Raw genomic sequence first — 16,521 nt, forward strand, 5'->3', positions numbered from 1 at the left:
AACACAAGGCGTGCAGAAATCTAAAAAACTTGTCCGTGGTGTTGCCATGGCAACGACTTGTTTTGAATAGACATGGTAATAGTAATCTGTAGGTAACAATTAGGTATTCCAAACACACGCTCAACAGCTCCAAGGTGGTAGCTAAACGAGAGGAGATATGTATGCAAAGGGTATTCAGTAGACGTTCATTTGTCATGCTAAGCGGTGTGGCTGCAGCTTCGGCGGGGCTTGCTTTAGCGGGCTGCTCATCGCAGAGCAACCAATCAACCGATACGCCATCAGCAACCGACTTTTCTACTCAATCTGAAACACGCGAGCCTATGGGAAGTGCCGATCCGACAACGGTGCGGGTCGGGCTTATCATGGGGCCGCCTTCAATGGGCTTAACCCAGTTCTTGTTGGCAGCGCAGAGCGGCCGTACCACGAACGACTTCCAATTTACCTTCAACGGGGTAGATTACATCAGCCTTTCGGCCGCACTTAACAATGGCGATTACGATATTGCTACGCTGCCGTCGAATATCGGCCCCATTCTGTACAACAATAAAGATCTCCGCAATCAATACGAGGTAATCAGCGTCAATAACTTAGGCGTGCTCTATGTGATGACCACAGACGAGTCGCTCAAAACGCTTTCCGACCTGGCAGGGCGGCATGTATATAGCTACGGCGAGGGCGGCACACCCGAATACACTATTGAAGCGTTGATGAAGAAGACCGGCATGGCTGATAGCTTCCAGCTGGAGTTCAAATCATCTCCTTTCGAAGTGCTGAATCTCATGCAAAACGAAAAGAATTGCGTGGCCATTCTGCCGCAACCGTTTGTGTCGCTTTCAAAACTGATGGTGGAGCCGCTGTATACGCCGGTGGACATTACCAAAGAATGGGACAAAGCGTTCGCTGATACTGGCAGCCAAGCGGTAACCACTACAACAATCGTGAATCGTGCTTTTTTGGAGGACCACGAACAGGCGGTTATTGAGTATCTCAAAATGGCAGGTAAATCAGTTGAATGGAGCCTATCTCACATGGAAGAGGCCTCTGCCCTTCAGGAAGAGCTCGGCACATTCTTGAATAACTCAGTGGCACTTGATGCTATGCCGCAGATTAGTATGGTGAATTTGACGGGCGTAGAGATGCGCACAGCACTTTCAGGGTTCATTGATGAACTGTATACGGCTAACCCCGATTCGGTGGGTGGAGCCATTCCAGGTGAAGATTTTTACTATCTGCCACCGGCAGGTACCGTGACGAGCCAGGGTGCTTAGTAACTATGGCTGCTGCGAAGCAAAAAGGATTGTTTGAGTCGCTGCGTAACGTGGTCTCACGGACGAATGAAACCACGGCGCCAAGGCAGGGTGCATCGGATGCTGGTACTGCACGCATGCAGATACCACAGATTGCAGCTGTTTTAGGCTTGCCGGAAGATCGTGTTGCGCAGATGACTGCTCTGGTGCGCGCTAACGGAATCGACGAAGTCCAAATGGGCTCTATGATGCGTATGGCTTCAGCCAAAGGACTTTCCTGCGATCAGATTATGGCGATGCTTACCTCTATGGGTGTCGAGCGAGTGCGTGTAGTGCGCATTATGCAGTCGCAGGGAATAATGGATGACGAAGAAGCACAGCGCATTCTCGACGAAGAGCGCGCAGCGGCGCGTATTCATGCCGCTGACGATGCCCGTGCGGCGCGGCGCAGCAAGCTCGTAAAATGTGCTGTTATCATATTTTGGCTGATCGTATGGCAGCTTGTTGACACGCTTGTTGACAATCGCCTTATCTTAACCGGTCCCATTCGCACCATACAGGCACTGGGCGACCAAGCGGTGAAGCCCGACTTCTGGATCATTTGCGGGGCCTCGTTTGGCCGTATTGCCCTGGGATTCTTACTTTCTTTCACCGTAGGTATTTTGTTGGCGCTGCTGTCGTATCGTGTGAAGCTTGTGCGCGCCTTTGTGGAACCCATTGTGTCGCTGCTGCGTACTATTCCGGTGGTTACCTTTATTATCATGCTTCTTATTTGGGTGGGTAATCAGGCTCTGACCATCTACTTGTCATTCCTCATCGTGCTGCCGCTTATTTACACAAATATGCTCACGGGGTTTGAAAGCGTTGACGCACAGATGCTCGAGATGGCGCGGGTGTACCGCTTATCGCGGTGGCGTACGTTTATGTATGTGTATCGGCCGGCGTTCATGCCGTTTCTTTCGAGTAGCTGCAAGATATCTTTGGGCATGAGTTGGAAAAGCGGCATTATGGCCGAGGTGTTGGCAACGCCGAAGCCGTCAATCGGTAAAGAAATGAGCCAGGCGCGTACCTATTTGGATACACCGAGCCTTTTTGCGTGGACGGTTGTCGTCATGATCTTAAGCTGGTTGTTTGAGAAGGTATTCATGGCACTTCTTGATCGGGCGGCGCGCCCCATGGGGCACTTCTTGGGGAAGGGCGACGATCGATGAGTGCATCAAGTGATATTCGTATTACCGGATTGAATAAGTCATACGGTGACCTTTCCGTTTTGCGGCAGGTACATGTCCACCTTGAACAAGGTGGTATCTATTGTTTAATGGGACCTTCCGGCACGGGAAAAACAACCCTGTTGCGGGTGCTGTTAGGCCTTGAACGTGCCGATGCAGGTTCTATTGAGGGGCTTTCACCAGGTGAAGCATCGGTGATGTTTCAGGAAGATCGCCTGTGCGAAACACTTTCTCCGGTTGATAACGTAGCGCTTGTCATGCCTCCTCGAACGAGCCGTCGCGCTCTTCGAGAGATGCTTGAAGAAATTCTGCCTGCCGACTGTATGAATCGTCCTGCTCTGCAGCTTTCAGGCGGCATGCGTAGGCGTGTGTCGCTTGCGCGAGCTGTGGCGTATCCGAGCAAGCTGATTGTACTTGACGAACCCTTTACAGGCCTCGATGTTGAAACTAAGAAAACGGTCGTGCAGTTTCTTCTTGCGCATCGCGCCAATCGCACGTTGTTGGTATCGACTCATGGCGAAGATGACGTACGCTTGCTTGGGGGGAAGAAAATCCTGCTTTCTGCTATATCTGCTTCTGACCGAGGTGACTATACGGCAGATGAATATCATCGAGATACCTACCAGCAAGAACCATGCGATCGCGATACCAGTAAAGACGAGCGAGGCACCAGTACGAACGATCACGATGTAAGTAAGGATGAACGAGACGCAAGTAAGAACGGTCAAGGTACTAGCAAGGACAACCAAAACACAGGCACAAACGACCAAGACTCTCGTAAGGATGAAAGTGGTATACGTAAGAACGAACGTAAGGAGCAAACAATGATAGACACGACGATTCCCATGCGCGAGCTTGTTGCTGCCGAGCCACTGTTCGCCGACTTTTTGGTTTCGAAGGGATTCCCCTTCTCGGTAGAAAATCCGGTAACCGAATTCGTGACGTTTGACGAAGTTGTACAGCTGCGCGACCTCGATAAGGATGCATTTTTAGCAGAGTACGCTCAGTTTAAAGCTGAGAGAGAAAACGCTTAAGGTTGCGGCAATACGCCTTGAGCACGTGCGTTGTGTAAGAAGCTTGTATGTTTACCGTCGGTATAGATATTGGCGCTTCCTCGGTGAAAGTTGTTGCGCTGCAGGTCGGAGGTTCATCTCGCTTAGCGGCTCAGCAAAAGACTGCGGAAGAAGCGACCGAGGGATTTGGCAAAACTGAAGAGGATGTAGCCAGTGGGTTCAACAAAACCGCAGAGAGCGTAGCTGGCGAGTTGGGTAAAACCGCCGAAGAAGTAGGCGGTGAACTGAGCAAAAATGGCGAGTCATTTCCCTTTCCGCTTCTGTGGGCGCAACGGCGCGTCCATAAGGGGAGTGCGTCTGCTTGCTTACTCGATTTGCTTAGCGCGTTTGCCGACGATCTGCCGATTGATGAATGTGTTGGCTGGGTGCTGACTGGTTCGGGTGCTGATGCTTTTGTGGGGCACGGCGTTGCTATTCCCTTTTTGGAAGAGGTGCCTGCTCTTACGTTAGGGGTGCGCATGTTGCACCCCAAAGCGGCTTCTGTTATCGCTATGGGCGGGCAGCGGGCAGCGTATGTCACTGATCTTATTGGAGATAAACCTCCGCGCTTTGGAACGAATGAAAGCTGTGCTGCGGGTACGGGGTCGTTTTTTGAAGACCAGATGAGTCGCCTCAATCTGAGCATTGAAGACTATTCGTCTCATGCGCAGCGCGCAACATCGGTGCCGCGGCTTTCGGGACGCTGTGCCGTGTTTGCCAAGACCGATATTATTCATCGTCAGCAGGAGGGGGTAGCGGTTGACGATATCCTGCTGGGGCTCTGCTTTGCAGCAGTCAAGAGCTTTAAGGCTTCCATTGTGCGCGGTATGCCGGTGGAAAAGCCGGTGGTTTTAGCTGGTGGGGTGCTGCTCAATGCTGGTGTTGTACGCGCGGTGCGCGAAGTATTTGATCTCGATGCGCGTGAGTTGCTTTGCGGACAGGAAAACCTCTACCTTCAAGCGGTGGGTGCAGCTCTACATGCTGCACGCCTTGTGGGTTTTTCTGTCGAGAGCAATCCACTGGGAGCGTCAACTGATACGAACACATCTTCTTTTCAGCTGGGTGCAGCCACCTCGTCGCTTCCCGATATTGATGTATTGTTTACTTTATTGAGCGACTGTTCGGCATACGACACGCTTGCACGACGCGACCCACTTCCCGATACGGGGTTTAAGCCAACTGCTGGCTATCAGCTGCGTTCCCGTCCGTGGCCAGTCGACAGAGACGGTCGCACGCCTTGTGCGCTGGGTATTGACGTGGGTTCAACAAGTACCGATCTGGTGCTGTTGGATGCTGAGGGCGGTATCCTCGACGCGCAGTATTTGCGCACGGCAGGCAACCCTAAACAGGCGGTGCGCGACGGATTGAACTCGCTTGCTTCCCGCCTTGGTAATACGGTGCGCGTTGATGCGGTAGGCGTGACTGGTTCGGGCCGTACGATGATTGGAGAATTCGTTGGTGCCGATGCGGTGCGTGATGAGATTACTGCTCAGGCGCGTGCGGCGGTAGCTGCTGATCCATCGGTCGATACCGTGTTTGAAATTGGTGGGCAGGATTCAAAGCTTATTGTTATTGACAACGGCCAGGTAGTCGACTTCCAGATGAATAAGATCTGCGCAGCGGGCACTGGGTCTTTCGTGGAAGAACAGGCTGCTCGGTTGGATATTCCGTTGGCAGAATACGGCGATTTGGCGCTCTCGTCGAAGAGTCCAGTTGAACTGGGCGATCGCTGTACGGTATTCGTGGAGACAGCCATTGCTACTGCGCTTTCTCAAGGGGCTGCTAAGGCCGATATAGCGGCAGGACTTTGTCAGTCCATTGTAAGCAACTATCTGAACCGGGTGGTGTCCACGAAACGGGTGGGCAAACGTATCGCGCTGGCGGGTGGTGTCGCTTATAACAAGGGCATTGTGGCTGCGTTTAAGCAGCGCTATGGTGAAAATCTGTTCGTGACGCCTTGGTATGCTGTTTCGGGCGCAGTGGGTGCGGCCCTGCTCGCTTATGAAGCACAAGGTCAAGCGGTAGGTCACGTGATGGGCCAAGCGGTAGGCCAAGCGCAGAATCAAGCGCAAAAGGTAGCAAAGCGACCTGAAACTAATTTCCGTGGGTTTGATCTGACAGGCACAACAAAGCAATCGAGGCACGTTGATCTGGCAGAGGTCGAGCGGAATCGCGCCTTCTTTGGCAAGTCGCAAGAGTTCTACCTGGAAGGTTACAACCCAACTATCGACCCCAATAAAAAGACAGTCGGCGTGCCGCGCGCCCTTCTTTTGTACAAATTCTTTCCCTTGGCGAATGCCTTTTTCCGCACGCTTGGCTATAACGTTATTCTGTCGGATGTCAGCGACGAAGAAACAGTCCGGCTTTCCCAGCAAACCGCGCGTGGGGAAACCTGTTACCCGGTAAAGCTTATTCATGGGCATATGGCTCAGCTGGCTGATGCGGGCATTGATTATTTATTCATGCCGCGCGTGCATACGGTCAAGCATGGTGCGGTAAAAGTGGAGCACAATTACGGGTGTCCTTATATGCAGGTGGCACCCCTATTGGTGGCGCGCGATCTGGGGTTAGAAGAGCGTGGAATACAGCTGATTGCACCTGAGCTCGATCTCGATTTAGGTCAGCAGGCAATGGCAAGTGCCATGATGGGGGTCGGCGTCCAATTGGGGCACGACCCGCACGAAACCGCAAAGGCTCTTTTGGCAGGCGGGTTTGCCGTCAACGAGTTCTCCCGCAAGGTTGAAGAGCTTGGTAGCCAGTTGATTGATTCGCTTGAGCCCAACGAACGAGTGCTTGTGATAGTGACGCGTAACTACGGCATTGAAGATGCCGTGCTGAACATGGGTATCCCTGACCTCTTGTTAGATCGCGGGCAGAAGGTTATTACTGTGTCTCACCTCGAGGGAGGCCATGATTGCGATATTTCGCGTGACTATCCGTGTGTTTGTTGGCCGTTTGGTCAGCATCTACTGACGGCGATGAAAATTATTCGCCGCGACCCGCGCCTGTTTGCGGTGTATTTAACAAATCACGGGTGTGGCCCCGATACGATGCTCACCCATCTGATGGCTGAAGAAATGAAGGGCAAGCCCTATCTACAAATTGAGGTTGACGAGCACTTTTCAAAGGTGGGCGTTATTACGCGCATAGAAGCATTTCTAAACAGTCTCGATCATTATCAGGCGCAAGAAGCTGATCGCACGCTGCCGTTTTCGCCAAAACAGGTAACTGCTCAGGTAGAGCCACTTGATCCCCGAAAGGTAATAGGGCTGCCTTCATTTGGTCCTGCAGGTCCACTGCTGGGTCGCTGGTTTGAAAATCAGGGGTATCAGGTATCGTTGCTGGAGCCGTCTCCGGCGGCTATTGCACGCGGTCGGCAGGAAATGACAACAAAGGAATATCTTTCGTTTACGGCGCTGGTGGGTGTGGGTTTGCGTGCAGCTGAACAATATGCCGCTGAGCAGCATGCAGATGGCGTGCACTCCGATGGCGAACAGGTGCTCGATAAGCACAGCGTCAAGCTGCAGGTAGACAAACAAGAAGCGGCGGGCAGTAATAGGGCTGAACAAGAAGTAGCAGACAAGCATGCGATTAAACAAGCGGCGTTGCCAACATCAAGTACTGGTTTCCATCTGCTGATTCCTTCCACCGAAGGGGCCGAGGCCGACAACCTCTACGAGCGAGTGCTGATCTCGAAATTGGCGGCGTATGGCCTTGCCGACACCGAAATAATTTCACCAAAGCTCGAGCAACTACCTGCTCGTTTAGGCGCTCGCCTCGAGAGCTTTTTTGCTGTGCTAGTAGCAAACGATGTTATTCTGGCGACACCACCGGATAAGCGCGCTGATATACAGGCTGCTTTACTCGAGGATTGTTCATTTGAAGCGGTCCTGTCACAGGCGCAACGTGTTTCTTATGCGCGAGCAGGCCAAGCAGATAAACCATCTGTGCTGGTGGTGGGTGAATGGCCCTGCGTACTAAGCGATCACCTGTCCGGCGGCATGTGGCGCAAACTCGAAGGGGAAGGCTATACGCTCCGCCGTATGCCTATCGCAGAGTTCTTTTGGTTTATGTGGCGTGATGTGCTTGAGGGCGTTGCTCGCGACGATGCCCGCTGGGCTGCGCTTGACCGCCTAGCCAATCTGATGCGTCAGATATCGTGCGCGCTCGGAAGTGCATCGCCATTCTGCGACGACGTTGAGAGCCTTTGTGCTGAAGCTGACAAGCTTATGGGGCGATTCCGCGGTGCCAATGGACGCTATCGTGCTGCTAAGGCATGTATGCCACCGGCTAGTGTGCAGGGGGTACTAGCTACTTCGTCTCTCTACGAGAATACGGACATCATTCTAAAGTTATTCTCAGACAGCTGGGAATTGCCTGTGCCGATACTGCATGTGAATTTTGATGCGGCGCTTGACCAGGGTATTGAGGAACGTATTCGGTCGTTTCTCTATTACTTGCAACCCACTGTTCCTGCTACGAGTGAACAACCAGCAAACGAATCGCTTGTATCAGAGGTTTCATGTGGGTAACATGATCTAAAACCGCAATCAACGTCAGCAAATCGCATTCAGTAGTATCGCAGGTGAAAGGACTGAGAGATGATACACATCGAAGTTGAAGACCTGCATAAAAGCTACGGGGAAGGTGAAGCGCGCGTTGAAGTGCTGCGCGGGGTTAACTTGCAGGTTGAGCGCGGCAGTATGAATGCCATCTTAGGACCTTCAGGTTCGGGTAAATCAACACTGCTCAATGCTATTGGGGGTCTTGAATCGGTCGATAAAGGGTCTATTCGCGTTGAGAAGCACGATATTACTACGTTGGGACCAAAGGAACTTTCTGCGTATCGACGTGCCACAGTCGGGTTTGTCTTTCAGTTCTACAATCTGATTCCCAACCTCACGATAAGTGAAAATATCCGCGTGTGCCAATATCTTTCGTCCGATCCGCTTGATACCGCTGAGTTGCTTTCGACATTAGGTCTTGCCGATCATGCCAATAAGTTTCCCAGCGAGCTTTCCGGTGGCCAGCAACAGCGTTGCGCTCTCGCCCGTGCTCTGGTGAAGAACCCGTCTGTTCTGTTATGTGATGAACCGACCGGTGCACTCGATACGCACACCGCTCGCGAAATCCTGATGTTATTGGAACTTGTTAACAAGCGATTCGGCACAACGATGCTGATTGTCACGCACAGCGAGGGAATCTGTGCCATGGTCGATCAGATAGTGACGATTAAAGATGGTCTTATCGAACGTGCCGAAGCCAATGCTCACAAGATTCCCGCTGGCGACATTCAGCTTTAGGGGACCGCTATGCAACGGTTGCTCTTTATCAGTTCATTAAGAAGTGTTAAGTCAAACGCGTTGCGTTATGGTGCCCTCATGCTAACCGTTGCACTTTCAATGTTGTTGGTCATCGGTACCCTTGCTTCGGCGCTTGATGTTATCAATTCAGTGGAGTCAAGTAATGCGGCACATCATCAGGAAGACGGTGAATTCGGCACATTCGTTCCGCTAACAGACTCTGAAGTGGCAAAACTTGAAGATCGTGGTCTTACGATAGAGGCACAGCCCTATTTGGATTTTTCTCAGGAAGACGGTTCGACGCTGCGTGTGATGGCAAATCGCGAGCAGATTAATCAGGTAGTTGTTCACGAAGGAGCGCTTGCGGCGTCCGAAAACGAAATTGCAATTGAGACTCTGTATGCGAAGGCAAAAGGGCTCGCAGTGGGCGATTCTGTGCAAGTTAGCGGCAAAACATGTACGGTTTCAGGCATTGTGTCATCGCCTGATTACGACTTCTGTGTGCCTAATCTGTCGTCAACTGTTGCTGATGCCCGAGAGTTCGGTACGGCGTTTACCACTGCTGATACCTATAACGATCTGCGCGCCGACGGGCAGGCAATACGTTCCGAAGCATATCGGTATGCGTTTTTGCTGCCGAGTGATCTTACTGCAGCGGATGTGAAAAAACAGCTCGAAGAATTTGATGTTGACCCCGCTGCGGTTGATGACGTGTACTTCCACGAATTGGTCGATCGCACGTTGCAGGATCGTACCGACATCGAACAAGGTATCGATGAACTGGCTCAGGGTAGTGCAAGCCTTTCTGCGGGAACCTCTTCACTGCGCGAAGCGCTCGATAATTTTGATGAAGCACTCTCTCCGCTCAGTTCGTCTTCGGCACGTCTTGCGCAGGGGCTCGATCAACTGTCTGCCAGCTCAGATTCGCTTGAAGCAGGTTCAGCTGAAGTATCTCGCGCATTGCAGCAGCTCGATGCTGGCGCAACGCAACTGGCGCAGGGAGCGTCGGCACTCAGCCAGATGCCAGGTCTTTCGAGTGAGGCTGTTGCGTCATTAGAAGGGGCTGCCCGTCTGCAGAGTGGGATAGAAACGCTACGTCAGCGGTATCAAGAAATGGATAGCGGTCTTGCGGCATATGGATCTGGTGTTGATGCAGCCGCTACTGGGTCACATCAATTGGCGCAGGGGGCATCACAGATACAGGATTCAGCTAGCGATCTTGCACACGCTGCAGCTGACCTAGAAGAGGCAGCGGGGGATTTTGATGTGGGCGTTCAGGAACTGAAAGAGCGGGTAAATACCCTGCTTGATAAGCAGTTTCCACTTGATATCGACAACCTGACCGAATTTACTTCAGCTGCTGACAATAGTCGTATTGCCGCATCGAGCGATGATTTGAAGATCAACATTAATTCAGGATTGTTTATTGGCGTCGTGGCGCTGCTGATGATCGCCTATGTGATATCAGTGTTTGTGCTGCATACGGTCGACCGTGATAGCGCGATTATTGGGTCGCTCTATGCTCTTGGCGTGCGTCGTGGGTCTTTGGCACTGTGTTATACCGCGCCGGCAGTATTGTCTTGTTTTGTCGGTGGCATATTGGGCACAATAGGTGGTCTTTCGGCTCCGTGGATGGACATGATGCTCAGCGATACGCTGGCGTATTATTCGCCGCCGCCGATTGTCTACACCGTTGATGCGTGGGTTATTGCTTATGGCGTTGTGATGCCAACTGTTTTGGCCTTTATCGTGAACATGATCGTGATTTCCCGCGCACTTAATCGTCCAGCGCTTTCACTGCTGCGCCATGAAACACACACGGGTCGGGCTGCACGCATTACGTTAAAAGATCGCAATTTTATGCGGACGTTTTGCGTGCGACAGCTGTTGCGTGAATGGCGTAGTGCGTCAGCAGTCATCATCGGTCTATTTGTGTGTCTGGCTATCCTCTGTATGGGGGTTACCTGTTATGTTTTGTGCACCAGCTTGCAGACAAACATAGCAGCGGATACCAAGTATGAATATCTCTATGAATACAAGTACCCAACCGAAGAGGTTCCAGCAGGGGGCGTAGAAGCGTATGGCGAATCGCTCAATCGTTCAATACTTGGCTACGACCTGCGTATCGAGGTATATGGCCTGACCGATAATAATCCGTTTTTCCCGTCCATTAAGGCACGTGGGCAAAGTGAAGTCAGTATATCGTCGGCGCTTGCAAGCAAGGCGGGGTTGCATGAAGGTGACGAGGTAATACTGTACGATCGTATTGGTGGAAAAGCGTATGGTTTTACGATAGCTGAGGTGGTTCCTTATAGCCCATCGCTTGCATGCTTCATGCCGATTGATGACATGCGTAAATTGTTTAATCAAGAAGACGATTACTACAATATTGTATTTGCTGATCACGCGCTTGATATCGATGCGGGCAGGCTGTATGAAACCGTCACGCGTGCCGACGTGGTAGAACGTTCGAGCATTTTCGTAGACCTTATGGGTAGCCTTATTGTTTCGCTTGCTGGATCTGCTCTGCTTATTCTTATTGTCGTGATGTATCAAATGATGGCCGTGATGATCGACCGGTCGGCACAGAGCATTTCTCTTATGAAGGTATTTGGCTACCGCAATCGGGAAATACGCAAGCTGTTCCTGGACGCGAATTTTATCGTGGTAGCTGTTGGTACGGCGTTTGTTTTGCCGCTGGCCAAATGGGTCATTGACCTGATGTATCCATACTTTGTATCGAATGTGAGCTGCCAGATTGATCTTGTCTGGAGTTGGCAGATGTACGTGGCGGTGTATGCAATTGTTATTGGGTGCTATTTTGTCACGCGGATACTGCTTATGTCGAAAGTAAGTAAGACATCGTTGCATGAAGTGTTGCAACGCCGCGAGTAACGGTAGGGCATTTTCGTATGGTGGCACTAACAAGTAGCGCGAGATAGCGTGTGTGAACTTCCTTTAAAGAGGGCCCGCATACGGAGAAATGCTTCCGGTGGTATTTCGTTATAAGATGTCGCTTCCGCTAGGAACCGTCCCGTCGGAATTCTTTTCGTTTTCAGCTACCCAAGAACGCGTACATTCAATAAAGGCCTTTGTGGCGATGGATGCCTTATCGAGTGACCGAACAGCTATGCCAAGCTGCCGTTCAAGCGGGATTTCCGGCTTGAGTGCAACGAGGTCAAAAGGTGTATCGCGCAGAATAAGCTGTGAGAACACGCCGAAGCCCAACCCTTGAGCAACCATACCCATGACTGCGTAATCGTTATCCACCTCAAAGCGTACATTTGGTTCAACACCGTGGTTTTCGAATAGGGTGTCCATTTCGGTATGCGTGTCATTGCGTACCTTAATGTAGGGTTCGCTGCCAAGTGCCCAAGCAGGGAATACGCCGCCTTGTGCCAGGGGATGGTCGGTCGCAACCACAATAGCAAGCGGATCCTGCGCAAGGGAAATGGTGTGAAAATCCAGTTTGGTTGGGGTAACTACAAACGCGCAGTCAAAGTCGCCCCGCCAGCAGGCGAGCTCTTGCGCTTCTTGTTCTTCGTAGCAGACACTTTCAAATTCTACCTGAGGGTGGTCATCCAAAAAGCGACTAATGATACCCGGTAGCCAGTGCACTGCCACACTGGTAAATGATGCAATACGAATGGTGCCGCCTTCGATGTGGCGGACTTCGTCTAGGCGGGTTTGCAGGGCACGTTCTGAATTGCAAACCTCCTGTATCCAAGGAAGAAGCGCCTCGCCATCGGGTGTTGGACGCACGCCGGCATGGCTGCGTATAAGTAGCGCCGTTCCCATATCTTTTTCGAGTGCGTTAATCAGATAACTGATGCCGGCTTGGGTGTATCCGAGATCAGCTGCCGATTGCTTAAAACTTCCTGTTTCGACCGCTTTCACGAAGGCTTCATACTTCGGGTTCATGGCAGCTTGCCTCCTTATGATAAATTCCCACGTCATTTGAGATATAAGTAAATCATGATGATATATAAGATAGTCAAATTTTACTTTTATACAAGCGCGGCATATCATGCTTGCAGAGAGACGATACAACCTACGTTGTCATCAGCGGCTTTCCGATAAGTAGAGTTTGAAGTGGGTGCACCCCTTGGGCTTGTGCGCTCTTTGAATGCTTTTGCGCTTGGCCTGAATCTCTTGGAATGGTTAGAACAGTGTGTTGGAAAGGAATGCTTCCGAACGTGCAGAGTAAGCAGGGCATAGTCATTATGTTGGTTCTTATCCAGGCAGCTATTTATGGCTTGGGTAATGTCCTTATGAAGATTGCCTATCTCGGCATTTCACCGATGTGGTGTGCGGTACTGCGCTTTGGTCTGGCATTCGTGCTATTCATGCTCTTTTTCGGACGGCGGGTGATCTCTACTTTCAAAGGTAAGCGTCTGCGCACGTGGTTGCCGTCTTGTCTGCTGATGGCAGCTTCATTTCTTTTGTGTGGTCTTGCGGTCAATCTAACCAGTGCGACTAACGCAGGCTTTTTCATGGCGTTACCGATGCTCTTTACTCCCGTGCTTTCGTTGGTGGTACTTCGTCGTGCCTACACGCTGCAAACAGTTTTACTGCAGGGAGTGGTTATCGCGGGGCTGTATTTGCTGTGCTGCAATGGGGGAGCGCTTTCGTTTGGCCCAGGTGAGTTTTGTGGCTTGGCGAGTTCAGCGTGCTTTGCGGCTTCTATCGTTATGGCCGAGCATGGCTTGGGTGAAGTGGATGCGATTGCCATGTCTGTTGCGCAAATCGGCGTTACGTTTGTGACGGCCACCGGAGCAGCCATCGTTTTTGAAGTGCCTCCTGTTCTTGACGCTGTGCCACTGGAAAGCTGGGTTGCCATTGCATTTCTGGCTGTTATTGGTACGTGTGTGGCGTTCTTCTTACAAAACTTTGCTCTGTCGCGTATTCCGTCAGCCACTGTTTCGGTGTTGCTGTGCGCCGAGCCGGTATTTACCGCCGCCATTTCAGCCGTTGCTTTGGGTGAAGTGCTGACGTCGGTAGGTATTGTTGGTGCTGCGCTTATTGTGGCGTGCACAATGGCGGCATCTTTAGAAGATACGCAGATAACGCTGCCGCATCGTATAGTGCACGAGCATGTGCAGCGTCTTTCATCTGTCCGCCGTTAGGGTTCGGACCCATTAAAAGCTATCCTGCGATCATCGTATGAGCCTGCGTCATAAGCCCGCCGATGAGTGTCCATGAGTTCATCGGCAGACTGTCTTCAAGCTCTATGACGATATTTCATGGCTTCATGAGCCTCGAGATCTTCAGTTCAGCGCATTTCATCAAGGAGCCCTTCCAGGTAGTCGAGTCCGCTCCTGCGCTCGCGCACATCGACTGACATCGCTAGGTCACAGGCCACGACCGCTGCAGGCATCTCTGTGGCATCAGCTAGTGAATCGGGCAGATCGCTCGCGAATCTTGCAGTGCATGAGCCCGTTGCGTCCTCCACGAGAAAGAAGTTGCGTTCTAGTTCCTCCGCGGTCATAGCGGGACACACAATCGTTCGACCGCCTCTTCATCGGGTGAATACGGCGAGGGTGAATTGTTCCTGTTCCGCTTTGCGATTGGCGGGATTCAGACGCGTCTAGGAGCTGTCATTGGGGCGGAGAGTGCTTTCTGTAGTCGGAAGGCGCTTCCGCAGCGTCCGCACGCTTTCAGTCCAACCCGTGAAGTTGCTCAATGTAGTTCTTGTGGTCGGTGACGAGGCTCGCGAGCAGTACCAAAACGTTTAGCTCGTGGTGGTTGTGCTCGAGCTGGGGTTGACAAGGGAGTTCAGCACACCCTGCCCAGAGCTGATGACAATATTCACCTTCGAACCCTTTTCAACCTTTGTGCCACTGTCGGTGCTCTGCTCGATAACGGTACCCTTTGGCTTGTCAGATGACTTTTCAGTCACATCGCCCAGTACAAGACCCTTTTCAGTTAACGCACTCTTGGCGCCGTCCTTCGTCATGCCCGTGAGGTTGGGTACCGCGACGGTCACAACAGAAGGGCCAGTGGAAATGACATACGACACCTTGCTACCCTTGCTAACCTTTTTGCCAGCCGAGGGGCTCTGGCTGATAATGTCCCCTTCAGCTACCTTGTCAGAAGCCTTTCGGTCGCTGAGAGACCCAGTAAGCCCCACATTCGAAAGAGCAGCTTGAGCTTCCTTTTCGCTCATACCAGTGATATCTGGCACCGATACACTTTCAGGGCCGCTTGAGAGCGAAAAGGTTACCGTTGAACCCTTTTCAACCTTTGTGCCGGCGGCTGGATCTTGTGTGGCGACCTTGTCTTTTGCTACTTCATCAGAAGCGACAGCTGTACCCTGTGAAGCAGTTAGCCCCGCCTTGGTAAGTGCTTGTTTTGCCTGGTCGGCATTCATTCCATTGAGATCGGGGACCTCTACTTGTCCTTTACCTTTAGAAATATTCAAGTTGATAGCTGAACCCTTTTCGACGGTCGTACCAGCTGGCGGGTCGGTACTCACGACGCGCCCTTCGTCAGTTGAGTCGTCGTATACTTCGGTTGTTGTACCTATGGTGTAGCCAGCCGATTTCAGGGTAGCCTCGGCCTGCTGGGCCGTTTGCCCTGTTACATCGGGTACCATGCTGCTGCCGTTCATGCCGCTGAGTGCAAAGGCGATAGCGGCAACAAGCAGCGCGACAGCAGCGATAATAGCAACAATAACAGCGTTGCGCCGCTTCTTATGCTTCGCTTGTTCTTCTTCGTCGACAGCGCGCATAACCGAGGGCGCACCGCTTACAGGTGAGCCCTCGGAGGCAAGTGGTTGCATAACTGAAGTAGCGCCAGCAGCATTGCTGATAGGTGGGACGAAAGTACCATTTGACATGACATGGGTTGCATCGTCATCAAGACTGACGGGCCGTCCAGCTAGGTAGTCGTTGAGCGCATGCTTCATGTCGTTAACGGTTGCAAAGCGCGCAGCAGGATCTTTTTCAAGCGCTCGCAAAATAATAGCTTCAAGATTAGGGTCGAGATCGGGGTTAACTTCACGTGGCGGCACAGGAGCATCGCTCACCTGTTTCATGGCTACGGATACCGAATCGGGTCCGTCAAAGGGAAGCTTGCCCGTGGCAGCTTCGTAGAGCACAACGCCGAGTGAATAAATATCCGACGCTGGGGTGAGTTCTTTGCCCTGAGCCTGTTCAGGCGATATATAATGTGCTGTTCCCAGCACCGCAGAGGTCTGCTGCTTCATGGAATTCTTCGCACGGGCGATGCCAAAGTCCATCACCTTCACGTTGCCGTCAGGCTGAACCATGATATTTTGCGGCTTGATATCACGGTGAATAATGTCTTGGTTGTGGGCTACAGAAAGCGCCTTACATACCTGCGCACCGATTTCAGCAACCTTACGTTGGTTGATGGCGCCGCGTTGCGTAATAGCAGTTTTGAGATCGCTGCCGCGTACATATTCCATCACCATATAATGGATGCCTTCATCTTGGCCCCAGTCGTATACATTGACGATATAGGGACTCTGCAGATTAGCAGCGGCAGCAGCTTCTTGGCGGAAGCGTTGGGTGAATTCAGGATCAGAAGCATACTGGGGCAGCATGACTTTTACGGCCACAAGTCGTCCGAGCACTCGATCCTGCGCACGGTACACCTCGGCCATGCCACCGATGCCGATGCGTTCGGTGAGCTGATAGCGATTATTGAATACACGGCCTATCATGTT

General features: G+C 51.9%; 9 protein-coding genes. 7 read left to right on the forward strand and 2 right to left on the reverse strand.

Annotated features, from left to right (window positions below; all coding sequences use genetic code 11):
* Positions 1–161: 161 nt before the first annotated feature.
* The 6 genes from CCUR_RS01590 to CCUR_RS01615 all read left to right on the forward strand — a co-directional run bounded on the left by CCUR_RS01590 (position 162) and on the right by CCUR_RS01615 (position 11,726).
* Entirely contained in the window at positions 162–1,268 is a 1,107-nt protein-coding gene (locus CCUR_RS01590) for an ABC transporter substrate-binding protein (RefSeq protein ID WP_012802736.1), read from the forward strand.
* 5 nt (positions 1,269–1,273) lie between these two features.
* Positions 1,274–2,458, forward strand: coding sequence for an ABC transporter permease (locus CCUR_RS01595; protein ID WP_012802737.1), 1,185 nt, complete (start codon positions 1,274–1,276; stop codon positions 2,456–2,458).
* Positions 2,455–3,510, forward strand: coding sequence for an ATP-binding cassette domain-containing protein (locus CCUR_RS07620; RefSeq protein WP_012802738.1), 1,056 nt, complete (start codon positions 2,455–2,457; stop codon positions 3,508–3,510). Before CCUR_RS01595 ends, CCUR_RS07620 begins: the two co-directional genes overlap by 4 nt.
* A gap of 47 nt (positions 3,511–3,557) precedes the next feature.
* A complete protein-coding gene (locus CCUR_RS01605; RefSeq protein ID WP_012802739.1) occupies positions 3,558–8,060 on the forward strand; it encodes an acyl-CoA dehydratase activase in 4,503 nt (1,500 codons plus the stop codon).
* Between the two features lie 69 nt (positions 8,061–8,129).
* A complete protein-coding gene (locus CCUR_RS01610) occupies positions 8,130–8,831 on the forward strand; it encodes an ABC transporter ATP-binding protein (protein ID WP_012802740.1) in 702 nt (233 codons plus the stop codon).
* Positions 8,832–8,840: 9 nt separating this feature from the next.
* A complete protein-coding gene (locus tag CCUR_RS01615) occupies positions 8,841–11,726 on the forward strand; it encodes an ABC transporter permease (protein ID WP_012802741.1) in 2,886 nt (961 codons plus the stop codon).
* Positions 11,727–11,834: 108 nt separating this feature from the next.
* On the opposite strand, the gene CCUR_RS01620 is transcribed toward CCUR_RS01615, so the two are convergent.
* On the reverse strand, positions 11,835–12,752 hold the full coding sequence (locus CCUR_RS01620) for a LysR family transcriptional regulator (protein WP_012802742.1): 918 nt from the start codon (positions 12,750–12,752) through the stop codon (positions 11,835–11,837).
* 275 nt (positions 12,753–13,027) lie between these two features.
* Between CCUR_RS01620 and CCUR_RS01625 the strand changes: the two genes are divergently transcribed.
* A complete protein-coding gene (locus tag CCUR_RS01625; RefSeq protein ID WP_012802743.1) occupies positions 13,028–13,957 on the forward strand; it encodes a DMT family transporter in 930 nt (309 codons plus the stop codon).
* 605 nt (positions 13,958–14,562) lie between these two features.
* On the opposite strand, the gene pknB is transcribed toward CCUR_RS01625, so the two are convergent.
* Entirely contained in the window at positions 14,563–16,518 is a 1,956-nt protein-coding gene (gene pknB, locus CCUR_RS01635; RefSeq protein WP_012802745.1) for a Stk1 family PASTA domain-containing Ser/Thr kinase, read from the reverse strand.
* Positions 16,519–16,521 lie beyond the last annotated feature (3 nt).

This window comes from Cryptobacterium curtum DSM 15641 (assembly GCF_000023845.1).
Lineage (GTDB): Bacteria > Actinomycetota > Coriobacteriia > Coriobacteriales > Eggerthellaceae > Cryptobacterium > Cryptobacterium curtum.